This is a genomic window from Acidovorax delafieldii (genome assembly GCF_007993815.1).
GTDB lineage: Bacteria > Pseudomonadota > Gammaproteobacteria > Burkholderiales > Burkholderiaceae_C > Acidovorax > Acidovorax delafieldii.
On sequence record NZ_VJWE01000011.1, the window covers coordinates 946816 to 971152 of the forward strand.

General features: G+C 66.1%; 25 protein-coding genes. 10 read left to right on the plus strand and 15 right to left on the minus strand.

What is annotated here, in order from left to right; translation table 11 throughout:
- Positions 1 to 70: 70 nt before the first annotated feature.
- Both ATF69_RS07065 and ATF69_RS07070 read right to left on the minus strand, forming a co-directional pair.
- Positions 71 to 640 carry a cob(I)yrinic acid a,c-diamide adenosyltransferase gene (locus ATF69_RS07065; RefSeq protein WP_108500130.1) on the minus strand — a complete coding sequence of 190 codons (570 nt, stop codon included), beginning with the start codon at positions 638 to 640 and terminating at the stop codon, positions 71 to 73.
- A gap of 261 nt (positions 641 to 901) precedes the next feature.
- Positions 902 to 1342 (minus strand): hypothetical protein, encoded by a 441-nt coding sequence (locus tag ATF69_RS07070; protein WP_146870339.1) that lies wholly within the window; start codon positions 1340 to 1342, stop codon positions 902 to 904.
- 316 nt (positions 1343 to 1658) lie between these two features.
- On the opposite strand from ATF69_RS07070, the gene ATF69_RS07075 reads away from it, so the two are divergent.
- Positions 1659 to 2000 (plus strand): EF-hand domain-containing protein, encoded by a 342-nt coding sequence (locus ATF69_RS07075; protein WP_121943872.1) that lies wholly within the window; start codon positions 1659 to 1661, stop codon positions 1998 to 2000.
- Between the two features lie 135 nt (positions 2001 to 2135).
- Here the strand turns inward: ATF69_RS07075 and ATF69_RS07080 are convergent, their stop codons facing one another.
- The 10 genes from ATF69_RS07080 to ATF69_RS07125 all read right to left on the minus strand — a co-directional run bounded on the left by ATF69_RS07080 (position 2136) and on the right by ATF69_RS07125 (position 10611).
- Positions 2136 to 2939: an amino acid ABC transporter ATP-binding protein gene (locus tag ATF69_RS07080; RefSeq protein ID WP_146870341.1), complete on the minus strand. Its 804-nt coding sequence runs from the start codon at positions 2937 to 2939 to the stop codon at positions 2136 to 2138.
- On the minus strand, positions 2923 to 3576 hold the full coding sequence (locus tag ATF69_RS07085; protein WP_056057035.1) for an amino acid ABC transporter permease: 654 nt from the start codon (positions 3574 to 3576) through the stop codon (positions 2923 to 2925). Before ATF69_RS07085 ends, ATF69_RS07080 begins: the two co-directional genes overlap by 17 nt.
- Before the next feature lie 5 nt (positions 3577 to 3581).
- Entirely contained in the window at positions 3582 to 4256 is a 675-nt protein-coding gene (locus ATF69_RS07090; protein WP_146870343.1) for an amino acid ABC transporter permease, read from the minus strand.
- A gap of 68 nt (positions 4257 to 4324) precedes the next feature.
- Positions 4325 to 5146 carry a transporter substrate-binding domain-containing protein gene (locus ATF69_RS07095; RefSeq protein WP_056057032.1) on the minus strand — a complete coding sequence of 274 codons (822 nt, stop codon included), beginning with the start codon at positions 5144 to 5146 and terminating at the stop codon, positions 4325 to 4327.
- On the minus strand, positions 5143 to 5937 hold the full coding sequence (locus ATF69_RS07100) for a GntR family transcriptional regulator (protein ID WP_146870344.1): 795 nt from the start codon (positions 5935 to 5937) through the stop codon (positions 5143 to 5145). The genes ATF69_RS07095 and ATF69_RS07100 overlap by 4 nt, the downstream gene beginning before the upstream one ends.
- Positions 5938 to 6202: 265 nt before the next feature.
- Positions 6203 to 6667: a DUF2752 domain-containing protein gene (locus ATF69_RS07105; protein ID WP_146870346.1), complete on the minus strand. Its 465-nt coding sequence runs from the start codon at positions 6665 to 6667 to the stop codon at positions 6203 to 6205.
- Positions 6639 to 7211, minus strand: coding sequence for a hypothetical protein (locus ATF69_RS07110; RefSeq protein WP_116748512.1), 573 nt, complete (start codon positions 7209 to 7211; stop codon positions 6639 to 6641). Before ATF69_RS07110 ends, ATF69_RS07105 begins: the two co-directional genes overlap by 29 nt.
- A gap of 108 nt (positions 7212 to 7319) precedes the next feature.
- Positions 7320 to 8828 carry a carboxylesterase/lipase family protein gene (locus ATF69_RS07115; protein WP_146870348.1) on the minus strand — a complete coding sequence of 503 codons (1509 nt, stop codon included), beginning with the start codon at positions 8826 to 8828 and terminating at the stop codon, positions 7320 to 7322.
- Positions 8825 to 9823 (minus strand): Bug family tripartite tricarboxylate transporter substrate binding protein, encoded by a 999-nt coding sequence (locus ATF69_RS07120; protein WP_146870350.1) that lies wholly within the window; start codon positions 9821 to 9823, stop codon positions 8825 to 8827. The genes ATF69_RS07115 and ATF69_RS07120 overlap by 4 nt, the downstream gene beginning before the upstream one ends.
- Before the next feature lie 95 nt (positions 9824 to 9918).
- Positions 9919 to 10611 (minus strand): TetR/AcrR family transcriptional regulator, encoded by a 693-nt coding sequence (locus ATF69_RS07125; protein ID WP_146870352.1) that lies wholly within the window; start codon positions 10609 to 10611, stop codon positions 9919 to 9921.
- A gap of 170 nt (positions 10612 to 10781) precedes the next feature.
- Here ATF69_RS07125 and ATF69_RS07130 point away from each other — a divergent pair, with 170 nt between their 5' ends.
- The 3 genes from ATF69_RS07130 to ATF69_RS07140 all read left to right on the plus strand — a co-directional run bounded on the left by ATF69_RS07130 (position 10782) and on the right by ATF69_RS07140 (position 14029).
- Positions 10782 to 12206 carry an FAD-binding oxidoreductase gene (locus ATF69_RS07130; RefSeq protein WP_146870353.1) on the plus strand — a complete coding sequence of 475 codons (1425 nt, stop codon included), beginning with the start codon at positions 10782 to 10784 and terminating at the stop codon, positions 12204 to 12206.
- 42 nt (positions 12207 to 12248) lie between these two features.
- A complete protein-coding gene (locus ATF69_RS07135) occupies positions 12249 to 13100 on the plus strand; it encodes a class I SAM-dependent methyltransferase (RefSeq protein WP_244303671.1) in 852 nt (283 codons plus the stop codon).
- A 392-nt stretch (positions 13101 to 13492) separates the two neighbouring features.
- Positions 13493 to 14029 (plus strand): hypothetical protein, encoded by a 537-nt coding sequence (locus tag ATF69_RS07140; protein WP_146870355.1) that lies wholly within the window; start codon positions 13493 to 13495, stop codon positions 14027 to 14029.
- Between the two features lie 192 nt (positions 14030 to 14221).
- On the opposite strand, the gene ATF69_RS07145 is transcribed toward ATF69_RS07140, so the two are convergent.
- Complete coding sequence (locus ATF69_RS07145) at positions 14222 to 14548, minus strand: NIPSNAP family protein (protein ID WP_146870357.1); 327 nt, start codon at positions 14546 to 14548, stop codon at positions 14222 to 14224.
- 79 nt (positions 14549 to 14627) lie between these two features.
- Between ATF69_RS07145 and ATF69_RS07150 the strand changes: the two genes are divergently transcribed.
- On the plus strand, positions 14628 to 15356 hold the full coding sequence (locus ATF69_RS07150) for an ArsR/SmtB family transcription factor (RefSeq protein WP_146870358.1): 729 nt from the start codon (positions 14628 to 14630) through the stop codon (positions 15354 to 15356).
- On the plus strand, positions 15353 to 15676 hold the full coding sequence (locus ATF69_RS07155; RefSeq protein ID WP_146870734.1) for a YnfA family protein: 324 nt from the start codon (positions 15353 to 15355) through the stop codon (positions 15674 to 15676). The genes ATF69_RS07150 and ATF69_RS07155 overlap by 4 nt, the downstream gene beginning before the upstream one ends.
- A gap of 50 nt (positions 15677 to 15726) precedes the next feature.
- On the opposite strand, the gene ATF69_RS07160 is transcribed toward ATF69_RS07155, so the two are convergent.
- Positions 15727 to 17202 (minus strand): ABC transporter substrate-binding protein, encoded by a 1476-nt coding sequence (locus ATF69_RS07160; protein WP_146870735.1) that lies wholly within the window; start codon positions 17200 to 17202, stop codon positions 15727 to 15729.
- A gap of 261 nt (positions 17203 to 17463) precedes the next feature.
- Between ATF69_RS07160 and ATF69_RS07165 the strand changes: the two genes are divergently transcribed.
- Complete coding sequence (locus ATF69_RS07165) at positions 17464 to 17982, plus strand: hypothetical protein (RefSeq protein ID WP_146870360.1); 519 nt, start codon at positions 17464 to 17466, stop codon at positions 17980 to 17982.
- A 29-nt stretch (positions 17983 to 18011) separates the two neighbouring features.
- On the opposite strand, the gene ATF69_RS07170 is transcribed toward ATF69_RS07165, so the two are convergent.
- Positions 18012 to 18542, minus strand: a complete 531-nt coding sequence (locus ATF69_RS07170; protein ID WP_146870362.1) for a BON domain-containing protein — start codon at positions 18540 to 18542, stop codon at positions 18012 to 18014.
- 317 nt (positions 18543 to 18859) lie between these two features.
- Between ATF69_RS07170 and ATF69_RS07175 the strand changes: the two genes are divergently transcribed.
- The 3 genes from ATF69_RS07175 to ATF69_RS07185 are packed head-to-tail and all read left to right on the plus strand — an operon-like array spanning position 18860 to position 24332.
- Complete coding sequence (locus tag ATF69_RS07175; RefSeq protein WP_146870363.1) at positions 18860 to 19924, plus strand: ligase-associated DNA damage response exonuclease; 1065 nt, start codon at positions 18860 to 18862, stop codon at positions 19922 to 19924.
- Positions 19921 to 21618 carry an ATP-dependent DNA ligase gene (locus tag ATF69_RS07180; protein WP_146870365.1) on the plus strand — a complete coding sequence of 566 codons (1698 nt, stop codon included), beginning with the start codon at positions 19921 to 19923 and terminating at the stop codon, positions 21616 to 21618. Before ATF69_RS07175 ends, ATF69_RS07180 begins: the two co-directional genes overlap by 4 nt.
- Complete coding sequence (locus ATF69_RS07185; protein ID WP_146870366.1) at positions 21615 to 24332, plus strand: ligase-associated DNA damage response DEXH box helicase; 2718 nt, start codon at positions 21615 to 21617, stop codon at positions 24330 to 24332. The genes ATF69_RS07180 and ATF69_RS07185 overlap by 4 nt, the downstream gene beginning before the upstream one ends.
- Positions 24333 to 24337: the final 5 nt, after the last annotated feature.

Consider the following 24337-nt stretch of genomic DNA (forward strand, 5'->3'; position numbering starts at 1 on the left):
TGGCAAAGGCTGGGGGGTATTTTTGATGAAATCGGCCCCAAGCGCTAGAAGAATATGCGCTGGTAGCTATCTATTCTGTAGCGTTTTGCTGGGCTAGGCGCTCGCTTTTCCAGTACACGTCATCACCGCCATCCATGCGGTTGAGCACGCGGGCGAGCACGAACATCAGGTCGGAGAGGCGGTTGAGGTACTGGCGTGGCGCATCGTTCAGCGCCTCTTCGTTGCCCAGGGCAACCACGGCGCGTTCGGCGCGGCGGGCCACGGTGCGGCACACGTGGGCCTGTGACGCGGCGCGGGTGCCCGCGGGCAGGATGAACTCCTGCAGGCGCGGCAGCGCGGCGTTGTGGTGGGCCAGGGCTTCGTCCAATGCCAAGACGGCGTCGGCCTTGAGCAGCTCGAAGCCCGGGATCGACAGCTCGCCTCCCAGGTTGAACAACTGGTGCTGCACCTCGACCAGCAAGGTGCGGACTTCATCGGGCAGCGGCTCGCACAGCAACAGGCCGATGTGCGAGTTGAGTTCATCCACATCGCCCATGGCATGGATGCGAAGGCTGTTCTTGGAGACGCGCTGGTTGTTGCCCAGGCCGGTGGTGCCGGCGTCGCCGGTACGGGTTGCGATTTCTGTGAGTCGGTTGCCCATGGGGTGCCTTGATGAGGAAACGGGAGGATGGATGCCAGCTTCTGCGCGGCACAAGCCACCGCAGTGAATCTGCCCGGATTCTCCGCCACCGCCACGCGGGTGCAAGCGTTTCGCCTCCAATCCCCCTACGCACTGCGCCCTGAGCACTGACCGCCCACCACACGCAGCATGCCCGCTACGCGAACCCACGCCCTGTGGCACACAACATGGTGTGCCACAGGGCGACGGCGCAGCGCTATCAAGGCGCTGCGTACGGCGAGATCAATGCGCAGCGGGGGCACGGTTGAGCTTGTCGATGTCGGCTGTGGATACGCCAGCGTTGGTGGGCTTCATGGTGTCCCATGCATGTGCGTGGTAGGTGTCCCACTCCTGGCGCGACACCATGCCGTCGCCGTTGGTGTCCATCAGGCGTGCATTGACGCGTGCATCGGCCTTGGCTGCGGCCTTGCCGCCTGAAGCGCTGGGGTTGATCTCGGCCACCGGCGCCGCACGTCCGTCGCCAGCTGCGGGGTTGGCAGGCATGGCGCTGCTGTTGGCGCTGCGCGTGTCCACCTTGTTTTGTGCCTTGGACGCCGCCGCACCACTGGATGCAGAAGGGTTCACCTCGGACGGAGGGCGCGCATTGCTGTTGGCGGGGGTCTGGGCCAGCGCAGCGGTGCATGCCAGTGCGGCCAGAGCGGCGAAGACGGTTTGCTTTTGCATGGAGAGCTCCTTCGGAAAAACGTGCGATCAAGCGAAATGCTTGGATGCATTGTTTTGCCGCGCCCCGACCCCGCTTGTAGGACGTTCACGGGCTTGCAGGTCAGGCCAAGCGCCTGAGCAGGTGGGGTGTGAATGCGCACCAGGGGACGCTTGCGTCTGGCTACACACTGTGCGGACATCTACACACAACCGGCGTGCCGCGTTACACCGCGCTGGCAAATGTAGAGTGAGGCAACAGCAGGCAAGAGTGCTGGCGCAGCACGCTTTGCTGCGGTGCAATGCAAGCCTGTTCAACTTCAAAGGAGCCAGGCTCACCATGAAAGCACTGCAACGACGCCACTACTCGTTCGACACACGCAGCGTGATGCTCTTCGCCGCCCTCTCTCTGGGTGGTGTGGGTGCCTTGCAGGCACAGACCGCCTCACCTGGAAAAACCGCCTCTCCGTCAGAGGTCCCCTATTCGTACGGCCCAGGCACTGGCAATCCTTCCAAGGCGGCTACCACCGCATTCCAGCGCGCAGACACTGACAAGGACGGCAAGCTCAGCGAGAAGGAAGCCGCCCAATTGCCTGCGATCAGCCAACGATTCAAGGAACTGGACGCTGACCACAACGGCACCCTCTCGCCCACCGAGTTCGAGAAAGGCTTGCTGTCCTGACACCCAGCCTCCAGGTTGCGGCTTGGGTACTCAAACCTATCAGCCCCATGGTTTGACATAGCCGCCCATCGTTCCCGCGCCCGCCCGTACTGGAGCCTCCAGACCACGGGCGGGATTTTTGCGCAGTCGGTCAGGTCAGTCGTGCAGCGAGGACAAAAACTGCTGCAGCTCAGGCGTCTGCGGACTTCCAAACAGCTGGGCAGGCGTGCCCTGCTCATGCACCCGCCCCTGGTGCATGAAGATCACACGGTCGCTCACCTTGCGGGCGAACGCCATTTCGTGCGTGACCATCATCAGCGTCATGCCTTCTTGCGCCAGCGATTCGACCACGCGCAGCACCTCGCCTACCAGTTCAGGGTCCAGCGCCGAGGTGATCTCGTCGCACAGGAGCACCTGCGGCTCCATGGCCAGTGCGCGCGCAATGGCCACGCGCTGTTGCTGTCCGCCCGAGAGCTGGTCGGGCATGGCGTCAAACTTTTCGGCCAACCCCACGCGCGCCAAAAGCTGGCGCGCCTGCGCCTCGGCGGTTTTGGCATCGCGCGCCTTCACCAGCGTGGGCGCCAGCATGATATTGCGGCCCACAGAGAGGTGCGGAAACAGATTGAAGCTCTGGAAGATCATGCCCACCTGCTGGCGCAGCGCGCGCATGGCGGCGGGGCTGTCGTGCAGCAGCTTCTGGCCGTTGACGCTGAGCGCGCCTTCCTGGAACTCCTCCAGCCCATTCACGCAGCGCAGCAACGTGCTCTTGCCCGAGCCACTCTTGCCGATGATGGCGATGACCTCGCCGCGCTGCACTTTCAGGTCGATGCCCTTGAGCACTTCGTTGCTGCCGTAGGACTTGCGCAGCGCAGTGATGTCCACAATGGGTGGCTCACCCACCACGATGCCGTCGTGCGCAGGGGTGGGTTTGGTTGCAGAGGCTTCAGCGGCGATGGCCATGGAGTTTCCTTTCAAGGGACTGCGCCACCAGGCTCACCGGGAAGCACAAAACGAAATACAGCAGCGCTACGCAGGCGTAGACGAGGAAGGGCTTGTAGGTGGCGTTGGAGATCATGCTGCCCGCCTTGGTCAGCTCCACAAAGCCGATGACCGAAGCCAGCGCCGTGCCCTTGATCACCTGCACCAGAAAGCCCACCGTGGGCGGCACCGCGATGCGCAGCGCCTGCGGCAGCACCACATGGCGCAGCTGTTCGCCGAAGTTGAGCGCCAGGCTCTGCGCCGCCTCCCACTGCCCCTTGGGGATGGAGGCCACACAGCCGCGCCAGATCTCTGTGAGGTAGGCACTGGTGTAGAGCGTGAGCGCCACCGCAGCGGCCGTCCACGGCGAGGTCTTGATACCGAACAGCGCAATGCCGAAGTAGGCCAGGAACAGCTGCATCAGCAGCGGCGTGCCCTGGAACACCTGCACATAAGCGCCCACGGCGCGATCCACGCCACGCACTTTGGACAGGCGCAGTACCAGCAGCACCAGGCCCACCAGGCCACCACCGATGAAGGCGATGAGGGACAGGGACACCGTCCAGCGCGCTGCCAGCAGCAGGTTGCGCAGGATGTCCCACAGGGAAAATTCAACCATCTCGATTACCTCCCCACCAAGAATCGGGTCCCCACCCACACCAGCAGACGACGAGTCAACATCGACAGCACCAGGTACACAGCAGTGGCCAGGATGAAGGCCTCGAAGGCGCGGAAGGTGTTGCTGGAGATGAGGTTGGCGGCGTAGCTCAGCTCGGGTGTGGAGATCTGCCCGCACACGGCCGACCCCAGCATCACGATGATGATCTGGCTGACCATGGCGGGCCATACCTTTTGCAGCGCCGGCGGCAGCACCACACGGCGGAAGGTCTGGCCTGGCGTCAGCGCCAGGCTGTGCGCGGCTTCGATCTGGCCGCGTGGCGTGGCCTCGATGCCTGCGCGGACGATTTCGGCGGAATACGCGCCCAGGTTGATCACCATGGCCAGCACCGACGCGAACTCGGGCGAGAGCTTGAGCCCCAGCGCGGGCAGCCCGAAGAACAGGAAGAACAGCTGCACGATGAAAGGCGTGTTGCGCACCAGCTCCACATAGCTGGCCACGGCCCAGCGCAGCGCAGTGGGCCGGTGGCCCAGATTGCGTGCACGCGCCCAGGCGCAGACCGTGCCCAGCAGCAGGCCCAGCACGGTGCCCACGATGGTGAGGGCTATGGTCCAGACCACGCCACGCACCAGCAACGGCCACGACGCGAAGACGGCAGAAAAATCGAGCGCAATCAGCATGCTTGTGCCCTGCGCCGCTTGTCGCGCCGCAGGCCCTTGGGTTTCAGCAATTCATCCTGTGCGCCGCATCACAGGGGCAGGTCACCCGCAGGACGACCCAGCCACTTGTTGGACAGCTTGTCGATGTCGCCCGACTTGCGGGCCTCGGCAATGATTTCGTTCACGCGCAAGCGCAGCTTGTCTTCGCCTTTGGCCACACCGATGAAGTTCGGGCTGTCCTTGAGGAGCAGCTTGTATTCGGTGGCCAGGTTGGGGTTCTTGACCATGATGGTGCCCGCCGTCGATGCGCTGGTCGCAATGGCCTGCGTCTGGCCCGACACAAAGGCCGCAATGCTGGCGGCGTGGTCTTCAAAGCGCTTCACATCCACGCCGGGGGGCGCGACTTTGGCCAGCTCCTGGTCTTCCATGGCGCCGCGCGTCACGGCCACCGTCTTGCCCGCCAAGTCGGCAAAGCTCTTGATGTTCAGGCTCTTGCTCGCAAACACGGCCTGGAAGAACGGTGCGTAGGCCGCAGTGAAGTCGATCACTTTCTCGCGCTCGGGGTTTTTGCCCAGCGTGGAGATCACGAGGTCGGCCTTCTGCGTTTGCAGGTACGGGATGCGGTTGGCGCTGGTCACGGGAATCAGCTCGACCTTGACGCCCAGCTTGGTGCCGATGTAGTTGGCCATCTCCACGTCCAGCCCCTGGGGTTTGAGGTCCGTGCCGACAAAGCCGTAGGGCGGGTAGTCGGTGGGAATGGCGATCTTGATTTCCTTGGCCTTGAGGATGTTGTCCAGAGCGTTCTGCGCGTGGGCTGCAGGTGCCATCAGGGCCGCTGCGAGGCCGGTGGCGGCAAGCACGCCCAGGGTCAGGCGGCGGGTGGACGAAGTGACGGTGCGGACGGTGGTCATAGCAGGGCTCCTAGGTAGGTGGATGCGTCGGCAGGTGCGTCTGGGTCAGACGCTGGGGGGATGGAACTGGTGGCGGCGCGGGGCTTGCGCGCGCGGGCTGTTGGGGTGGCCTGAGCGGGGCTTTTGCGCACCGGCGCCAGCGCATCGCGTAGCCCGGCCAGCGGGTCACTGCTGGCCTGCAGGCGCAGGGCCGACTGCACGGTGCCGATGTGCTCGGACATGAGTGCCTCGGCGCCGGCAATGTCTCCCGCTTCCAGCGCCTCGACGATGCGCACATGGTCGGCACAGCTCTGCGCCGCATCGTGCGATGACTGGTAGAGCATGGCAATGAGCGTGGTGCGCGCCGTGAAGTCGCGCAGCGTGTCGGCCAGCAGGCTGTTGCCCAGGCATTCAGCCAGGCACACATGGAAGTCTCCCAGCAAGAAGCTGCGCATGCCTACATCGGTGCCCGCCAGCGCGGCCTTTTCGCGTTGCAGATGGCTCTTGAGCTGGCGCAGCGCCGTCTTGTCCACCACCTTGAGCTGGTGCAGCAGGCCCAGCTCGATCACGCGGCGCGCCTCAAAGGCCTCGCGCGCTTCGTCCTGAGACGGCTCGATCACATACCAGCCGCGCCGGGCACTGACGGTGACGATGCCCCGTGTGGCCAGCCGCGTGAGCGCCTCGCGCACGATGGTGCGGCTGCAGTCGAACAGCATGGCCAGCTGCTGCTCGCCCAGGCGGGAGCCGGGCGCGAGCTTTTGCGCCATCACAGCTTCGATGATGCGGTTGCTGATCTCGGTGGCGGTGGTCATTGCCTGCGGTATCGCAGGTTCCGTGCCAACTGGTATACAAGCTGAATGCACCAGCCTGGCGCACGGAGGCTGTGCACCATGGGGCAGTCTGCCCCGCAACGATGCGTGGGGCTGCGCTAACCTGACCCAAGGGGATGCTGGTGCATGGATGTGGTGCAGGCGCTGGCGTTGGCGGGCCACCGGCTGCGCAGGGCACTCAGACGGCCATAGAAGGCGGTCGCCTCACGAAGAGGTAAGTACCAGGACCCAAGGACCCAACGAGCGGCTACACCAGCCCGGCCAGGCGCGAGAGCCAGGACAGCACCAACCCGCTGCCCAACACGACAAACACTGCCGGGTGCCACCAGGGCCAGCGCGCCACGCGGCGGCGGCCCTGAGCGCCTTCGACCACCGCCTGGCCCGCCAGCAGCGACAGCCACAGCAGCAACACCAGCGCACCCGGGTTGGCCGCCCAGGCGGCCGCCCAATCGCCCTGGACCAGGGCCGCACACGCGTGCGTGCCGCCGCACAGCGGGCAGGGTATGCCCGTCAGCGCAAGAAACGCGCAACCCAGACCCAGCCCGCCCTGACCCAGCCCCCAGGGCGTGGCCGCCATGGCCAGCGGCCAGCCCAGGCCCAACGCCAGCCGCTGCCGCCGATCGCCCCCGCCCAGCGGCTGCCAGGCGGGTGGGCTGCCCACCGGCACCACTGCGGGGCCGGGGTCAGAGGGGAGGAAGGGCCACCGGCTCATCGCCCACCAGCTGGCGTGCCATGTAGTAGGAGCCGATGGTGGAAAGCGGCAGCGTCAGCAGCGCGCCCACCCAGCACAGCAGGAAACCCAGCGAGCCCACGATGCCCAGCACCAGCGAGCAGAAGAACGCCGAGCCCAGGTTCTTGGTCACGATGGTCCAGGCCTGGCTGAAAGCCGCGACGCCATCGCGCTCGCCGCGCGCTACGAGGAACAGTGCCACCGGGGGCAGCGCCATGACCAGCAAGCCGGGGATGAAACACAGCATGAAGCCCAACGACACCACCAGCGAACTGATGAGCCCCGCCACAAAGGCGGGCACAAAGTCATCAAAGCCCCGAAAGACGTCGCCGATCTGCACCGCTTCGCCGCGCGTCTCGCGCTCGATCATGCGCATGTAGCCCACCACCATGGGCCCGGCCAGCAGGCCGGCGCTGATGCCGGCGACCACCATCACCAGCAAGGTGCACACCACATGGGTGAGGACGTTTTTCTTGAAGGTGCCCCAGGCACCCGACAGGCAATCTCCCACACTGGCTGAAGCCATGGCAATCCCTCTCTCTGTAGTTGGTCAGTCGCGCGCAAGCGCTGGCTCAGTGTAGCGAGCCAACGGCCGCTGTGGTACCCCTGACGGGTGAGCCCTGAGAGCGGATCGCTACAGAACTCGCTCCCACAGCGCAAACCGCTCCGGCTGCGTGTGGGGCGCACAAAACAGCGTTTCGCCCACATGCTGGACCGGTGGCTGTGCACCGGCATACGGCACCCATCCAGGGTTGCCATCCCGCGCAAACGCCACCCAGCGCTGCTGAAGTGCCTCGGCCAGCGCAGCGGGCGGCGTCGGCCCCGTGAGTTCCTGCCCTGTGGGCGTGTGGAGATTGCCGAACACAAACGGCAGCTCCACCCCATGCGCTGCGCCCAAGCGCCCACGCCACTGCGGCGAGGGCCAGGTGAACTCATAACCATGGGCGCTGCGGGCCCAGCGGTGGGCCAGCGCGACAATGCGCTGCGCGGGCACGCGGTAGTAGTAGTCGGATTGCAGAGCGCACAGCCACTCGCCAGGCGTTTGCTGCGCGGGTGGCAGCATGTTTCTTAGGGCCTGTGCGGCGGAGGCATTCAAGCCCACGTCCTGCGCAAAGGCATGGACCTGCGCCTCCGTCACCCGGTCAATGGCACCGCCGGGCACGTGGTACAGGCGCATCTCCTGCGCGTTGCTGCCCACCAGCACCTGCAGGTCGAGCGGCTGGGCCGCCCACTGCTGCGCAAGCGCCTCCAACGGCGGTGCGGTAAGCACCTGGCCATCCACCACGGGCCGCAAGGGAAAGAAGTTGCGTCCGCCCAGCCCGTGTTGTTGCCGCAGGGCAGGCTCGGAGGCCAGCCGGTGTACGGCGTGCAGCACAGCAGCCTGCTGCGCCGCGCCCAGCGCAGCCAGGGTGGACTCCACACCGGCCAGCACGGCCACGGCGCGGCGGGCCGCAGCGGCCTCCTGCAAGGTCTGGCAGGCGACGCTGGGGCTTTGCAAAATGGCGCGCTGGAACAACCCCCGCGAAGCGGGCATGCCCATCAGACAGGCCAAGGCCCCGGCACCGGCCGACTGGCCGAACACCGTGGTGCGCGCTGCATCTCCGCCCCAGGCGTGGATATGGTCGCGCACCCACTGCAGTGCCATCAGCAGATCCAGCAGGCCGCGATTGGCGGGCGCAGCGTGCTCCTCGCCTTCGAAGTGCAAAAACCCGTCAATGCCCAAACGGTACTGCACCGACACCAGCACCACGCCCCGTCGCGCCAGCGACGCCCCGTCGTACAGCGGCTCGCTGGCCGCGCCGCGAAAGAAGCCTCCGCCATGCACCCAGACCATGACGGGCAGGTGGGCTCCTGGCTCGGCGGTTGGCGCCCACACATTGACCGCCAGGCAGTCGTCGCCCCCCAGCATGGGCGCATCGGCACGCGCGCTGCGGGCCAGCTGCGGTGCCATGGGCGCAAACGCGGTGGCATCGCGCACGCCGGACCACGGCGAAACAGGCAACGGCGCCGCAAACCGCAGCGCGCCGCGTGGCGCTTGCGCGTACGGCATGCCACGGAACACACGCACGCCCTCCTCCCACAGGCCGCGCAGTTGCCCACCGTGGGCCAGCGTGACCTGAGGCTCTGCAGTGCCCGTCGTCATTCCGTGGCCAGGCCCAGCTTGTCGATCAGCGGGCGCCACACGGCCGCATCACGCGCCGCCCAGGTGCGCGCATCGGCAGGTGCGGTGGCAGTGAGCGTGACGTTCATGGCTTCAAGGCGAGCCTTGTACTGCGAATCGCCACCCCGACACTTCTCAGTGACCGCATTGAGCCGGTTCAGCAACTCGGGGGGCGTGCCGGCCTTGGCCACCACGGCAATCCACGCGGGCCGCGCCAGGTCGCTGGCAGCGGGCAAGGCTTCGGCGATGGTCGGCACATCGGGCAGCAACGGCGAGCGCTGCGCACCAAACAGCGCCAGCGGCACCAGCTTGCCCGCCTTGACCTGTGGTGCTGCCGTGCCAATCACCAGCGTCATCGCGTGAATCTGCTGGCCCATGAGCGCGGTGAGGCCCGCGCCCTCACCCACAAAAGGCACATGGGTGCCGGGCACACCCAGCTTTTCTATCAACGCCGAGGTCAGCAGGTGCGCTGGGCTGCCCTTGCCCGGCGACCCGAAGTTGACCCCGCCCGGCGTGGACCGCGCCAGCTTTTGCAGATCGGCCAGGCTGGCAATGCCCTGCCCTGCGGGCACTGCCAGCACCAGCGGCGACGTGCCCAGCACCGCCACGCCGTCAAAGTCGCGCAGCGGATCGTAGGGCTGCTGTTTGTAGACGTAGGGCGTGATGGTCATCTGCGACATGCCGATGCTCAGCAGGTTATAGCCATCTGCAGGCTGGGCCTTGAGGTAGTTGACGGCCAGGATGCCGTTGGCCCCGGGCTTGTTCTGCACCACGACGGGCTGACCCAACTCGCGCGCGGCGCAGTCGGCCCACACGCGGGTCATCGCGTCCGAGCCACTGCCGGGCGGCTGCTGGGCGATGAGCTGGATGGGTTTGGCCGGGTAGGCAGCAGGCTGCTGCGCCTGGGCGCGACCGGCCAGGCAGGCGAGTGCGGCCAGCGCGACCATGCTTGGAACGCGCGTAAAAGCTGAGGTCATGGTGTGTCTCCTGGTAATGTTTTCTTCGATGGATGTCCGCGATACGTGGCGTGCAGGCGGGAGATGCCGCACGACAAGCAGGCAGACAAAAGGGGTCAGCGACGGCGTGTACGTGCCTTGGTGGGCACAGCGGCGGCCGTTGATGGCGCAGCCGCTTCGCACCGGGCGGCAATCCAGTCGGCCAGGCAGGCCAGTTGCGCCTGCTGTGCGGCATCAGGCGCGGTGGGCTGGGCGGGCGCAAACAGCTGCAGCAGCCCCAGCCCGCGCAGCGACGACAGCACTAGGCCCAGCAGTCCATCGCGGTCGGGTTCTGCTGCCAGCTCGGGGAAGGCCGTGAAGAAGCCTTCGTGCATGCGCATCTGCACACTCTGGCGCAGCTCGGCAATGTGGCCCAGCACCTCGGGCTGATTGCGGCAGCCCAGGTAGATGTTCCAGGCCACGATGAAGCGCGGCTGCGCATAGACCAGGCGCCACACCGCCTGCACAAACTTCGCCGCCCGTTCGCGCGCTGGCAGTTCCGCGCTGGGCCAGAGTTCGCCCGAGCGCACGGTGGACTCGATCAGCTCGCTCAGCACGTTCATCATCAGCACCGCCTTCGACTCGAAGTGGTGCTGCACCGCGCCCGAGGTCATGCCCGCCGACTTGGCCAGCTCGTGGATGGACATCTCCTCCAGGCTGCGGTGCTGGATCACGTCGATGGCCGTGGCGATCAGGTGCTGGCGGGTGGCGGCGCTGCGCTCCGCATGGGTGCGGCGCGCCCCGGCCTTGGGGGAAACACGGTGGTTCATGGCGTTTTCACAATATACATTTCGAACGTAATGTATTTACGCCACCGCTGACCAGCAAGCTCGTGAATACCCGCATCCCCACCCGGGCCCAAGGTGGATCACCCAGGGCCCAGCCACGGGGCCGAACCTAGAATGCTTCTCACTGACCGCACCCACCGGAGACACACACCATGAACGCCCCCACCGCTGCCGCCCACCTGCTGCCCGAAATCCAACTGCGCGACGTGCCCCAGGCCCTCATCGATGCGCTGCAGGCCCGCTTTGGCGCGCAGTGCTCGCTGGCCCAGGCTGTGCGCGAGCAGCACGGGCGTGACGAAGGTTCGCTGCAGGCTCCGCCGCCCAGCGCCGTGGTGTTTGCCGAAAGCACGCAGGACGTGGCCGAGGCGGTCAAGCTGGCCAGCCAGTACGAAGTGCCCATGATCCCCTACGGCGCGGGTTCGTCGCTCGAAGGCCACCTGCTGGCCGTGCAGGGCGGCATCAGCATTGACGTGAGCCGCATGAACCAGGTGCTCAGCATCAACGCCGAAGACCTCACTGTGACGGTGCAACCCGGTATCACACGCAAGGCACTGAACGAAGCCATCAAGGACACCGGCCTGTTCTTCCCCATCGACCCCGGCGCCGACGCCAGCATCGGCGGCATGAGCGCCACGCGCGCCAGCGGCACCAATGCCGTGCGCTACGGCACCATGCGCGAAAACGTGCTGGCGCTGGAGGTGGTCACTGCCAGCGGCGAGGTCATCCACACCGGCACCCGCGCCAAGAAGAGCAGCGCGGGCTACGACCTCACGCGCCTGATGGTGGGCAGCGAAGGCACGCTGGGCATCATGACCGAGATCACCGTGCGCCTGTACCCGCTGCCCGAAGCCGTGAGCGCAGCCATCTGCTCCTTCCCCAGCATCGAAGCGGCTGTGCGCACCACCATCCAGATCATCCAGATCGGTGTGCCGATTGCGCGTGTGGAACTCATCGACCACCACACCGTGCGCATGGTGAACGCACACAGCAAGCTGACCCTGCGCGAGGAACCCATGCTGCTTATGGAGTTCCACGGCTCACCCGCCAGCGTGAAGGAGCAAGCCGAGATGGTGCAAGACATTGCCAGCGAATTCGGTGGCCAGGCCTTTGAATGGGCCAGCACGCCCGAAGAGCGCACGCGCCTGTGGACCGCGCGGCACAACGCCTACTTCGCGGCCGTACAAAGCCGCCCCGGCTGCCGCGCCATCAGCACCGACACCTGTGTGCCCATCAGCCGCCTGGCCGATTGCCTGCTCGAATCGGTGGACGAGGTCGAAGCCAGCGGCATCCCCTACTTCCTCGTCGGCCACGTGGGCGACGGCAACTTCCACTTTGGCTACCTCATCGACCCCAACAGCGCCGAAGAACGCACCAAGGCCGAAGCCATGAACCACACCCTGGTTGCCCGCGCCCTCAGCATGGGCGGCACCTGCACCGGAGAGCATGGCGTGGGCATCCACAAGATGGGCTTTTTGCTGGACGAAACCGGCACCGGCGCAGTGGACATGATGCGCGCCATCAAACGCGCGCTGGACCCGAAGAACATCCTGAACCCGGGCAAGATCTTTGCGCTGTAGCCGCATTGGGCGATGGCGACACCTGGCACCTAGAATGGCCGGATGATCAAGTACAACATCCCCGCAGTGCCGGTGCAGACCACATACCGCCCTGCCACGCCTCCGCCGGCAGCCATGGCGGGTGAACTGATCGACTACCTGGCCTGTCCGCTGTGCGAAAGCAAAGCATTCGGGCCGCTGTGCAGTGCTGATTGCTCCCACCATCCGCGTTATAGCCCCGAGCTCTCCCGCACCATGCACTGGCGTCAGTGCTCGGCTTGCCGGCACGTGTTCCGTAGCGGCTACTATTCCGATGCAGCACTGAATATCGTTTTTCGTGGCACGAATGAGTCGCAGGTGGTGGGCTACGACTTGGAGCGGCAACGCTATGTGTCCGCACAAATGATCGAAAAGGTCCTTACCTACCAGACCCACGGCACCTGGCTGGATGTGGGCTTTGGCAATGCGTCGCTGCTGTTAACGGCACAAGAATATGGTTTCGAGCCAGTGGGCCTGGACCTGCGATCGCAATCCGTGAACGAGTTGCGCAAATGGGGTGTAGCCGCACACTGCCAGGACGTTGCCGAATTCCAGTTGTCCCACCCAGCCAGTGTGATCAGCATGGCGGATGTGCTGGAACACATGCCATTTCCCAAGGTCGGTCTGCACGCAGCCCACCGGCTCCTTCACCCTGGCGGAGTCCTGCTAATTTCGTTGCCCAACATGGGGTCGCCGGTCTGGAAAGCGCTGGATGCAAACAACGCGAACCCTTACTGGGGAGAAATTGAGCACTATCACAATTTTGAACGTGACAGACTCTATGCACTTCTCACTGAGTCGGGCTTCCAACCCGTGCGTTATGGCATCAGTCAGCGCTACCGCGTCTGCATGGAGTTGATTGCGGTCAAGGCATAGCCTCCCCGGCGATAGTGCCGCCAACACATGACGGTGCGGGCGGGCTCGAAGCCTCTGGGGCCTCCAGCAGCCAGCAGCAGCTGAAACGACGGCAACATAGGGACAGTGACTGTTGTCCCGTCGAGCGGGATTTTCCCCTCCCCGTTGAAGGTGATGAGGCGGCGAAGTCGAAGGCCGTGAGACAGGTATCTTGGTTCGGACAACGTCGCATGTGCGAACCCCTCGCCTGCATCGCACTGGCAGACGCTGAGGCAAACTACCGTCGGCAGTTCACCCACCAGGCCTCAGCCAGTTTCGCGCCACTACAACAAACAAATTCCGCGATCTCAAGGGCCATCCATCCACCCGAATCATCCCGTCAATGGGGTCGGTGATGACATAAGAAGACATGCATGCAAATCAAGTCACGGCAAACGCTCACGAATGCGCTAGTTCGTTGGGGAGAGCACGAGGCCCAAGGTCGGCTTGCAGGAAAAATCCAGGTTGACACCACAAATCCCATGGTGTGCACAGAATTCGCACTCCTGTCCAGATCACCGTACATAGCGCGAATACTGTTGCGCGAACCGCAGGCTGTCTTTGAGGTTGAAATGAACGCGGTCGATATCGGAAATCTCGTTCTTGCAGACGGGAGATCCGTCGAATCCTGGCAAGCCGGTACGGCGCAGGACGACAGCGAATCAGCCGCCCATATTCAGCGGCTGATCCATGACCCAGGGGAAGGGGCGAGCAAGGGATATCTCCTCTGCGCCGCAACACTGGTTTCGGACAATCCATCGCAGCAGCTCAGCGATATCGTTCTCTACGACGGCTGGCACAGGGCTGCAGCCTTTATGGAGAGGGTGCGTTTAGCCCGTGCCAAGAGTATTCCCGGCTATCTGGTGATCACTCGCACGGCAGATCGCTTCCTCCCGATGGGTCTGAGATGACTTCAGAACACCCAACTTGCCCATGGCCCTGAGTCCTGCGGGCAACATCTTTCAGATGTGGTCACATCCATGCCCGCCAGCACGTACCACGTCGCGAAATGACAGAGCCTCGCAGTTCTGATCACTTTCACGCTCACTCCCGTCGGCCTCCGCAAGGAGGTGGAGCGCCATGTCCGGGCTCAGGCGGCTGCGTCACCGTGCGGGCAGGCCCAGCGTGCCTTCCACGGCCAGGGTGAAGGTGCGCTCCTCCCTCAGGATGAAGCGCCTGTCCTGCGCCAGCGCAAAGTTGGCGCGGCCTTCGGGGTCAGCGCGCAGGCGGGCGCGGTAGGCCTCGTAGGCGGCCAGAGACTCAAAGCCGATCAGGCCCCAGGCCTCGTAGTTGCTGCCTTCATGCGGCAGAAAGTAGCCCAGCAGATGGCCACCGCAGCGTGGAATGATCTGGCCCCAGCGGCGCGCGTATTCGGCAAACGACTCGCGCTGGAAGGGGTCGATCTCGTAGCGGATGAAGCAGGTGATCATGAAGCTCTGGAAAGGTTGGTGGACAAGGGCTTCACGATAGGCGGTTGACGGCACTCGATGGTTCGCCCAAGATCGAACCATGAAAGACGGCCCCCACATCGCGCGCATTGCCGCGCTCATCGGCGACAGCGCACGCGCCGAAGTCCTCACCGCCCTGATGGCGGACCGCGCGCTCACGGCCACCGAACTGGCCGACATCGCAGGTGTGACCAAGCAGACCATCAGCGCCCACCTCGCCAAGCTGCTGGATGCTGGCCTGGTCGCGGTGGAAAGCCAGGGCAGGCACCGCTACTTCCGGCTGGCGAACCGCGATGTGGCGCACTTGCTGGAATCACTGATGAACGTGGCGTTTCGCGCTGGTGCCGTGCGGCTGCGCGCCAGCCCGCGGGAGCCTGCGTTGCGCCGCGCGCGCATGTGCTACGACCACTTGGCGGGCGAGGTGGGCGTGCAGTTTTATGAAGCGCTGGTGCGCCAGGGCATGCTGCAGGCCACGCCCCAAGGGGCGGCCATCACGCCCGCTGGCGCGCGGTGGTTTGCGCACGTGGGTATCGACACGTCCACACTGGCGCAGCAGCGACGCATGGTGTGCCGCCCCTGCCTGGACTGGAGCGAGCGCCGCCACCACCTGGGCGGCGCCCTGGGCGCGGCGCTGCTGCAGCGCCTCTTCGACTGGGGATGGGCCCAACGCGCTCAGGACTCACGCGTGGTGCACTTCACCCCCAAGGGCGAGCTGGCGCTGCGCCAGTGGCTGGCCACCCACCCGGATGCCCCGAACTCCAGTGCCGCACAAGGCCCCGCACCATGCTGAATACCCTGCTGCTTTTCATCGCTACGGCCCTCGCCGAAATCGTGGGCTGCTACCTGCCCTGGCTCTGGCTCAAGCACGGCAAGCCCGCGTGGCTCCTGTTGCCTGCTGCCGCAAGCCTGGCCCTGTTTGCCTGGCTCTTGACGCTGCACGACACCGCAGGCGCAGGCCGCGTGTATGCAGCCTACGGCGGGGTCTATATCGGGGTGGCACTGGCCTGGCTGTGGGCGGTGGATGGCATCCGCCCCACGCCATGGGATGTAGCGGGCGTGCTGGTGGCGCTGGCAGGCATGGCGATCATCATGCTGCAACCTGCGCGCTGACGCCGACATGCGCCGTGGGCAAGGCGCTGACCAGCACCTCAGGAAGCGACTCAGTTCACCTTGATCAACCGCCAATCGATGCGGTTGTCCGGCCGCTGCACCAGCTCCACGTTTTTCTTCATGGCCCAGGCCAGCATCTGGTTGTGTAGGGGGATATGGGCCACGGTGTCGTTCTGTAGCTGCAGGCCTTCGGTGAGCAGCCGGTTGCGCACGGGCAGGTCGGTCTCGGTCTTCACGCGGTCCACGATGTAGTCCATGCGCTCGTTGCTGTAGCGGCCCAGGTTGTAGTTGCCGTCGCCGCCCGTGGTCTTGGTGCGGGTGAGCGACTGCAGCGTGTACAGCGCATCAAACGTGGGCACGCCCCAGCTCAGCAGCGCGATGCTGGCCTCGTGCCGCTGGGCCATGGGGTAGTAGCTCACGGCGGGCATGGTGCGCAGCTTGGCCTTGATGCCGATGCGCGACCACATGGCTGTGATGGCCTGGCACAGTTGCTCGTCCTGCACGATGGCGTTGTTGCTGCAGGCAAAGTCCACCTCAAAGCCGTCGCTGTAGCCGGCTTGCGTCAGCAGTTCTTTGGCGGCATTGGGGTCATAGGGCAGACGCTTGTCCACCGCCTCGGTCCACCCGTTGACCAGGGGCGACACCATCGCGCCCGTGGGTTTGGACATGCCGCGCATGGTCACGCGCTGCAGTGTTGCGCCATCGATGGCCTGGTACAGCGCCTTGCGCACGCGCAGGTCTTTCAGCGGATTCTTGCCCTTGATGTTGCTGCCCGCCAGTTCGTCGCGGAACTGGTCCATGGCCAGGTACACGGTGCGGTTTTCCACCATCTCCATGACCTTGAGGTTCGGGTTGGCCTTGATACGGCTCAGGTCCTGGATGCTGGTGTCGCGCACCATGTCCACCTCGCCGGACAGCAACGCGGCAATGCGCGTCGCCTCGGACTTGATGGGCAGGTAGGTGATCTCGGTCACGTTGCCCTCTACCTTGCCTGCGTTCCACCAGCCCGGATTGGCAGCGAACACAATCTTCTGGTCGGGCACCCATTCCTTGAGCACGTACGGGCCTGTCCCCATGGCGTTGCGGTGCGAATAGGTTTCGTCCTTGGCCTTGATGTCCTTGGGCTCCACCGCGTTGTTCTTCTCGGCCCAGGCCTTGCTCATCACGCGCAGCTCGGTCAGCTGGTTGAGCAGCACCGGGTTGGGGTTCTTCAGAAAGATGTCGATGGTCTCGCCATCCACCTTGGCAATGCGGTCCATGCCCTGGGTGTAGATGGCGTAGGTAGAGGTCTTGCTCATCGCACGCTGCAGCGAATACACGACGTCGTCCGCCGTCATGGCAGAGCCGTCACTGAACTTCACGCCCTGGCGCAGCTTGAAACGCATTTGCGTGGGGCTGACCTGCTGCCACGACGTGGCCAGCAGCGGCTCCACCCTGAGCGTGCGGCTGTTGAACATGACCAGCGACTCGTACACCGCCGCATGGATGCCGTTGCCCAGAGCGCTGTTCTGCGAATGGATGTCCATGGTCTGGATGTCGCTGGAGCCGGACCACTTGAAGGGTTTGGCCCAGGCATAGTTGGGCAGCAGGCAGGGGAGCAGTGCCACAGCGGCGATGGACACGGCTGGCAGGTATCTAGATAAAAGCGGGGAAGACAGCAGCTGCACAGATAACTCCTTGTGAATGAAAGGCAACACTTTGCAGCACATGAATGGGTCTGGAGACCATGGAAATCCCGGTAGGACACGTTGCTCAGCACCACAATCCGGTGCCCAACGATCTGCCCTATGAGCCGCACCTCCATCCGAACCGTGATCCTGTCCCTGGCGGGTGTAGCCTTCGCCGCCCTGTGTGGCCTGCTCATCACCATCGGCTACATATTTTCTATGGAGGATTTCGTGGCGCAGCCCGGATCTCCTGTTTACTACGCGGGCATATCGCGATTGATTCGAAGCCTGGGAGTACCGGAGGGTGCAGAGGATCAGGAATACTTCGGATCGGTGGGCGATGGCAACAAGCCGCCGCAATCGCAGCTTGGCTTCACCACGGCAGCTGGCGCAGGCGAGCGGGTCTGGAATGCCTTGGATGCTCAACTCTTGGGCCAGGGGCTGCAGCACTCCACAGCATCCCGTGACGGCACGGACCCCACACCCGCATACAACACCAACCTGAGTACGGTGGTGCCTACCCTCCGTGAAGTGCAATACCGGTCGGCACGAGGAGACTTGGTTGTATTGGGCATGCATGCACTGCCTAAGAACAACGGCCAGGCGAGTGTGCGTTTCTCAATCACCCATTTCGACTGAAGCGCAGCCTGCCCTTGTTCAGGGCGCCGTCAAGGTCTGAGCAACGGGTACCGCGCCGCCGCCGCATCCGTCCCCACCTGCAGCAGGTTGATCACTCCCATCACATCGTCTACCAGCCACACAGCCTTCTCCAGCGCATCAGACTGCGCTTGCGACTGCACGCAGCCCTTGAGCGTCACCAGCCGCCGCTCGCCCAGCACCCACACGCTGGTGTCGTCAAAGCGGCCGTCCTGCTGGATGTAGCGCTGCACGCGCGGGATGATCTCGGCGTCGTACAGGTAGGAGTTGGGCAGGCGACAGCGCCCCACGCGGTGGCAGCTGCCGCCATGCTGAGAGCGCACATGCGCCAGTTCGCGCACCTCGGCCTCGGTGTACAGGGGCCCTTCGGGAACGGGGCATTGCGGGATGGCTTGGGTGACCTGGACGAAGGGGTCGTTGAAGGCGTTGGTGCGCGGCGCGGCGCCCGAAGGGGCCTGGGCAGCGGCTGATGCGGCCACGAGGCCCAAAACCGGGCCGTAGAGCACGACAAAAAGCGACCGATACGACGGATACAAGCGCATGGATGAGTCCCTGGCTGCGGGTCTGGGCCGCAGGCGACCGCCATCGTACGGGCGTGGTTTTCTGCCGTAAAGACAGCCGACCACGCGCAGAACGCGGCGCAGTCCTGCAGACGGCGCAACCGATGGCGGGATGATGGGCAAGGACGCGCCTTCAGCGGCACGGCCCAACAGCTCAATATGCTTCATTATTGATAGCAAGTGAGACATAAAACACCGGCGCTTGTGGCAGATTGGACGTCAAAATTGCCTGCAACACCCCACCGGGCAAACCCGGGCAGCCCCACCGGCTTTGCCTTGCCGCCTACGATGCCACACGCATGTCCTGCAACGAATTGATCGTTCACCGCCCCGAAGGCCTGTACTGCCCGCCCGGCGACTTCTACATCGACCCCTGGCGGCCGGTGGAGCGGGCCGTGATCACGCACGCCCATTCAGACCATGCGCGCATGGGTTCGGCCCACTACCTGGCGCACCACGACAGCGCGGGCACGCTGCGCAACCGGCTGGGGGCGGACATCGCGCTGCAGACGCTGGCCTACGGCGAGGTCATCGACCACCATGGCGTGCGCGTTTCGCTGCACCCGGCCGGGCACGTGCTGGGGTCGGCCCAGGTGCGCGTCGAACAAGGTGGCCAGGTGTGGGTGGCCTCGGGCGACTACAAACTGGAAGACGATGGCACCTGTCCGCCGTTCGAGCCGGTGCGCTGCCACACCTTCATCACCGAATCCACCTTCGGCCTGCCCATCTACCGCTGGCCGTCGCAGCCCGCGCTGTTTGCCGACATCAATGCCTGGTGGGCTGCCAATGCAGCGGCGGGCAAGGCCAGCGTGCTGTATGCCTACGCCTTCGGCAAGGCGCAGCGTCTGCTGCACGGGGTGGATGCCAGCATCGGGCCCATCGTGGTGCATGGGGCGGTGGAGCCGCTCAACGCCGTGTATCGCGCGGCGGGCGTGGACCTGCCGCCCACGCTGCGCGTGACGGACCCTGGCCTCACCAAGGCCGACCTGAAACGCGCGCTCGTGCTGGCCCCGCCCTCGGCTGCGGACACACCCTGGCTCAAGCGGTTTGGCGAACACTCCGACGCGTTTGCCAGCGGCTGGATGCTGGTGCGCGGCGCACGCCGACGCCGGGGGGTGGACCGGGGCTTTGTGATGAGCGACCACGCCGACTGGCCCAGCTTGCAAAAAGCCATTGGCGCCACGGGCGCGGAGCGCGTCATCGTGACGCACGGCAGCACGGCCGTGATGGTGCGCTGGCTGTGCGAGCAAGGGCTGGACGCCCAGGTGTTCGCCACCGAATACGGCGCCGATGACAACGAGGACGATGCAGGAGCAGCGCCTGAGGTGCCAGGCGGCACACCCACACCTGAGGCAGCCGCATGAAGGCCTTTGCCCAGCTGTTCCAGGCGCTCGACGCCACCACCGCGCAGTCGGCCAAACTCACAGCGCTGGTGGCGTACCTTCGTGCTGCACCGCCCGCTGATGCGGCCTGGGCCACCTACTTTCTCGCAGGCGGCAAACCCCGCCAGATGGTGCCCACCAAGCGCCTGAAAGCGCTGGCTCAAGAGGCCGCTGGCCTGCCCGAGTGGCTGTTTGAAGAAAGCTACCAAGCCGTGGGCGACCTGGCCGAAACGCTGGCGCTGCTGCTGCCCCCGCCCACCCAACCCACCGAACTGACACTGGCCGAATGGATGGCCCAGCTGCTGCCCCTGCGCGCCCTGCCGCCCGATGAGGCCGATACCCGTCTGCGCACGCAATGGGACAGGCTGGCACCTGAGCAGCGCTTTGTGTACTTCAAGCTCATCACCGGCAACTTCCGCGTGGGGGCGTCGCGCCTGCAGGTCACGCAGGCGCTGGCCACGGTGAGCGCGCTGGACCCCAAGCGCATCGCCCACCGCCTGATGGGCTACACGCAGATCGGCCGGCAGCCGCAGGCCAGCGACTACCAGGCGCTGATCGCGCCGGTGGACGACGATGCCGGTACGCATGATGCTGCCGATGCGGGCCAGCCCTACCCGTTCTTCCTGGCCCACCCGTTCAACCAGACCGTGGCCGAAATGCCCGCACTGCTGGGCACGCCCGGCGACTGGTTGGTGGAGTGGAAGTGGGACGGCATCCGCGCGCAGATCGTGCGGCGGGCGGGCGCGGTGTGGATCTGGTCGCGCGGCGAGGAACTGGTGACCGACCGCTTCCCTGAACTGGCCGAGGCTGCGATGGCGCAGCTGGCCGATGGCACGGTGGTCGATGGCGAGATCCTCGTGTGGCTGCCGGGCGAGCCCCAACCCCGCCCCTTTGCCGATCTGCAAAAGCGCCTGGGCCGCAAGACGCTGACCCCCAAACTGCTGCGCGAGCTGCCCGTGGTGCTGGTGGCCTACGACCTGCTCGAACACGCCGGGCAGGACCTGCGCCAAGAGCCGCAGCAGGCCCGCCGTGCGCTGCTGGAGGCCACGCTGCAACAGCCTGATGAAACCACCATCGCACCCGCACCGCACCAGGCCCTGCGCCTGAGCGATTTGCTGCATGGCGCCGACTGGCACAACCTGGCACGCCAGCGCGAGGCCGCGCGCAGTATGGGCACCGAGGGTTTCATGCTCAAGCACCGCAGCGCGCAGTACGGTGTGGGCCGCACCAAGGATGTGGGCGTGTGGTGGAAGTGGAAGATCGACCCCATGAGCGTGGATGCGGTGCTCATCTACGCCCAGCGTGGGCATGGCCGCCGCGCAAGCCTCTACACCGACTACACCTTTGCCGTGTGGACCGGGCCGCAGGACGACCCAGACCGGCAGCTGGTGCCTTTTGCCAAGGCCTATTCGGGCCTGACGGATGCCGAGATTGCGCAGGTGGACGCCATCATCCGCAAGACCACGCGCGAGAGCTTCGGGCCCGTGCGCAGCGTGGACGCGACGCTGGTGTTTGAGCTGGGCTTCGAAGGCATTGCGCGCAGCCCGCGCCACAAGAGCGGCATTGCGGTGCGCTTTCCGCGCATGCTGCGCTGGCGGCAAGACAAACCCGTGGCCGAGGCCGATACCTTGCAAACGCTGATGGCACTGCTGCCGGGGCAGGACGCGGCCGCATGAGCACGACGCGCCGCCCGCGCAAGCCCCTGCCCCCGGTGGCACCGAGTGCCGCAGCCGCCTGGATGGCGGCGCGCGGGTGGCAGCCCTTCGGCTTCCAGCAAGACGTGTGGCGCGCGATGGGCGAGGGCCGCTCGGGCCTGCTGCACGCCACCACGGGCGCGGGCAAGACCTATGCGGTGTGGCTGGGCGCGCTGCAGCACTTGGCGCAGGCCGATGCTGCACCTGCGCCTGCAGAAGCATCCAACGCCCGCACCGCCCTGCGCACGCGCCGCGCTGCGGCACCGCCCCTCACCGTGCTGTGGATCACGCCCATGCGTGCACTCGCTGCCGATTCGCTGCGCGCCCTGCAGACACCTCTGCCCGAACTGGCCCCCACCTGGACCAGCGGCCTGCGCACCGGCGACACCGCCAGCGGCGAACGCGCCGCGCAAGACCGCCGCCTGCCCACGCTGCTGGTGACCACGCCCGAAAGCGTGTCGCTGCTGCTGGCCCGCGCCGATGCGCGTGAGCGCCTGGCCAGCGTGCGCCTGGTGGTGGTGGATGAGTGGCACGAGCTGGTGGGCAACAAGCGCGGCGTGCAGGTGCAGCTGGCGCTGGCGCGCCTGTCGGGCTGGAACCCGGCGCTGCAGGTGTGGGGCATGTCGGCCACGCTGGGCAACCTGGATGAGGCGCTGCACACCTTGCTGCCGCAGCCCGTGCCGGACGGGTCACAGCCACCGCCCGCCGTGCTGGTGCAGGGCCGTATCGACAAGCGGCTGGAGGTGCAGGTGATGCTGCCTGCGCGTGCCGACCGCTTTGCGTGGGCGGGCCACATGGGGCTGAGCCTGCTGCCGCAGGTGGTGCAGTCGATCGAAGCGGCAGCGTCCACCTTGGTGTTCACCAACACCCGGTCTCAGGCGGAGCGCTGGTACCAGGCGCTGCTGGAGGCACGGCCCGACTGGGCCGGCACCATTGCGCTGCACCATGGGTCGCTGGGGCATGAGGTGCGCGACTGGGTGGAGCAAGGCCTCAAAGCCGGGCAGCTCAAGGCCGTGGTGTGCACATCGAGCCTGGACCTGGGCGTGGACTTTTTGCCGGTGGAGCAGGTGCTGCAGATCGGTTCGGCCAAGGGCGTGGCGCGGCTGGTGCAGCGTGCGGGCCGCTCGGGCCATGCGCCGGGGCGCAGCTCCAGCATCACGCTGGTGCCCACGCACAGCCTGGAGCTGGTGGAGGCCGCCGCCGCGCGCCACGCCCTGGCGCAGGGCCGTATTGAAGACCGGCACACTCCGCGTGCGCCGCTCGACGTGCTGGTGCAGCACCTGGTCACCGTGGCGCTGGGCGGCGGCTTTGTGCCCGATGCGCTGCTGGCCGAGGTGCGCCGCACACCCGCCTACGCCGCCTTGGCTGACAACGACTGGCAGTGGGCGCTGCAGTTCGTGCGCCAGGGCGGCGCATCGCTGGCCACCTACCCGGACTTTCACCGCGTGGTGCCCGACGACGAAGGTATCTGGCGCGTGCCCGATGCCCGCCTGGCGCGCCGCCACCGCAGCAACATCGGCACCATCGTGAGCGATGCCAGCATGCAGGTGCAGTTCGTGAGCGGCGGGCGCCTGGGCTCGGTGGAAGAGAGCTTCATCGCCCGGCTGCGCAAGGGCGATGTGTTCATGTTTGCAGGCCGGCTGCTGGAGCTGGTGCGCACCCAGCAGATGACGGCCTATGTGCGCATCGCCCCCAGGGGCAGCGCTGCGCTGCCGCGCTGGAGCGGCGGGCGCATGCCGCTGTCGAACACGCTGGCCGATGCGATGCTGGAACAGCTGGCGCAGGCGGAGCGCGGCCAGTTCACCACGCCCGAGATGCGCTGCGTCCGGCCGCTGCTGGAGCTGCAGCAGGCCTGGTCGGCCCTGCCCACCCCGGGCCGCCTGGTGGCCGAAACCCTGCACACGCGCGAGGGCTGGCACCTGTACCTGTACCCGCTGGCGGGGCGCCTGGTGCACCTGGGCCTGGCCGGGCTGCTGGGCTGGCGCGCATCGCAGCAGGTGCCCAACACCTTCTCCATCGCGGTCAACGACTATGGGCTGGAGCTGCTGTCGGCCAAGCCGGTGGACTGGGCCACGCTGCTTCCGCGGCTGATTGGCGAAGGCACTCACACCACCATCGGTCGCGGGCTCGAAGACGAAGTGCTGGCCAGCCTGAACGCCACCGAGATGGCGCGCAGGCGCTTTCGCGAGATCGCGCGCATCGCGGGCCTGATCTTTCAGAGCCACCCGGGCGAGCAGCGCAGCAGCCGCCAGCTGCAGGCCTCGTCGTCGCTGTACTACGACGTGTTTGCGCAGTACGACCCCGACAACCTGCTGCTGGCCCAAGCACGCGCCGAGCTGCTGACGAACGAGCTGGACATGGACCGGCTGGCCCGCACGCTGCGCGGCATGCAGGCGCAGACCCTGTCCATCCACGCCCTGGAGCGCCCCACCCCGTTTGCCCTGCCGCTGATGGTGGAACGCTTTCGCGAGCGCCTGAGCACCGAGACCCTGGCCGACCGTCTGGCGCGCATGGTGCAGGCGCTGGAGCAGGCGGCCGACGCGACCACGGGCACCCACCTGGCGCAGCACGCGGTGCAGTCCACAGATATGGCGTGGGACCTGCCCGATAGCTCCGGCGCCCGCACACAACGCGCGCGCCGTGCAGCGGGCGCCCCCCCCCCCCCCCGCCGCACCCGCAGACGCCACGGATTCTGAGCACG

Bases quoted from the DNA above. Each gene is read 5' to 3' on its own strand.
- ATF69_RS07145 (WP_146870357.1), bottom strand. From the start codon at position 14,548: ATGATCACCTGCTTCATCCGCTACGAGATCGACCCCTTCCAGCGCGAG.
- ATF69_RS07180 (WP_146870365.1), top strand. From the start codon at position 19,921: ATGAAGGCCTTTGCCCAGCTGTTCCAGGCGCTCGACGCCACCACCGCG.
- ATF69_RS07140 (WP_146870355.1), top strand. From the start codon at position 13,493: ATGCAAATCAAGTCACGGCAAACGCTCACGAATGCGCTAGTTCGTTGG.
- ATF69_RS07065 (WP_108500130.1), bottom strand. From the start codon at position 640: ATGGGCAACCGACTCACAGAAATCGCAACCCGTACCGGCGACGCCGGC.
- ATF69_RS07095 (WP_056057032.1), bottom strand. From the start codon at position 5,146: ATGACCACCGTCCGCACCGTCACTTCGTCCACCCGCCGCCTGACCCTG.
- ATF69_RS07070 (WP_146870339.1), bottom strand. From the start codon at position 1,342: ATGCAAAAGCAAACCGTCTTCGCCGCTCTGGCCGCACTGGCATGCACC.
- ATF69_RS07085 (WP_056057035.1), bottom strand. From the start codon at position 3,576: ATGGTTGAATTTTCCCTGTGGGACATCCTGCGCAACCTGCTGCTGGCA.
- ATF69_RS07175 (WP_146870363.1), top strand. From the start codon at position 18,860: ATGTCCTGCAACGAATTGATCGTTCACCGCCCCGAAGGCCTGTACTGC.
- ATF69_RS07135 (WP_244303671.1), top strand. From the start codon at position 12,249: ATGATCAAGTACAACATCCCCGCAGTGCCGGTGCAGACCACATACCGC.
- ATF69_RS07130 (WP_146870353.1), top strand. From the start codon at position 10,782: ATGAACGCCCCCACCGCTGCCGCCCACCTGCTGCCCGAAATCCAACTG.
- ATF69_RS07105 (WP_146870346.1), bottom strand. From the start codon at position 6,667: ATGAGCCGGTGGCCCTTCCTCCCCTCTGACCCCGGCCCCGCAGTGGTG.
- ATF69_RS07185 (WP_146870366.1), top strand. From the start codon at position 21,615: ATGAGCACGACGCGCCGCCCGCGCAAGCCCCTGCCCCCGGTGGCACCG.
- ATF69_RS07125 (WP_146870352.1), bottom strand. From the start codon at position 10,611: ATGAACCACCGTGTTTCCCCCAAGGCCGGGGCGCGCCGCACCCATGCG.
- ATF69_RS07080 (WP_146870341.1), bottom strand. From the start codon at position 2,939: ATGGCCATCGCCGCTGAAGCCTCTGCAACCAAACCCACCCCTGCGCAC.
- ATF69_RS07165 (WP_146870360.1), top strand. From the start codon at position 17,464: ATGAGCCGCACCTCCATCCGAACCGTGATCCTGTCCCTGGCGGGTGTA.
- ATF69_RS07075 (WP_121943872.1), top strand. From the start codon at position 1,659: ATGAAAGCACTGCAACGACGCCACTACTCGTTCGACACACGCAGCGTG.
- ATF69_RS07115 (WP_146870348.1), bottom strand. From the start codon at position 8,828: ATGACGACGGGCACTGCAGAGCCTCAGGTCACGCTGGCCCACGGTGGG.
- ATF69_RS07160 (WP_146870735.1), bottom strand. From the start codon at position 17,202: ATGGACATCCATTCGCAGAACAGCGCTCTGGGCAACGGCATCCATGCG.
- ATF69_RS07120 (WP_146870350.1), bottom strand. From the start codon at position 9,823: ATGACCTCAGCTTTTACGCGCGTTCCAAGCATGGTCGCGCTGGCCGCA.
- ATF69_RS07170 (WP_146870362.1), bottom strand. From the start codon at position 18,542: ATGCGCTTGTATCCGTCGTATCGGTCGCTTTTTGTCGTGCTCTACGGC.
- ATF69_RS07150 (WP_146870358.1), top strand. From the start codon at position 14,628: ATGAAAGACGGCCCCCACATCGCGCGCATTGCCGCGCTCATCGGCGAC.
- ATF69_RS07090 (WP_146870343.1), bottom strand. From the start codon at position 4,256: ATGCTGATTGCGCTCGATTTTTCTGCCGTCTTCGCGTCGTGGCCGTTG.
- ATF69_RS07100 (WP_146870344.1), bottom strand. From the start codon at position 5,937: ATGACCACCGCCACCGAGATCAGCAACCGCATCATCGAAGCTGTGATG.
- ATF69_RS07110 (WP_116748512.1), bottom strand. From the start codon at position 7,211: ATGGCTTCAGCCAGTGTGGGAGATTGCCTGTCGGGTGCCTGGGGCACC.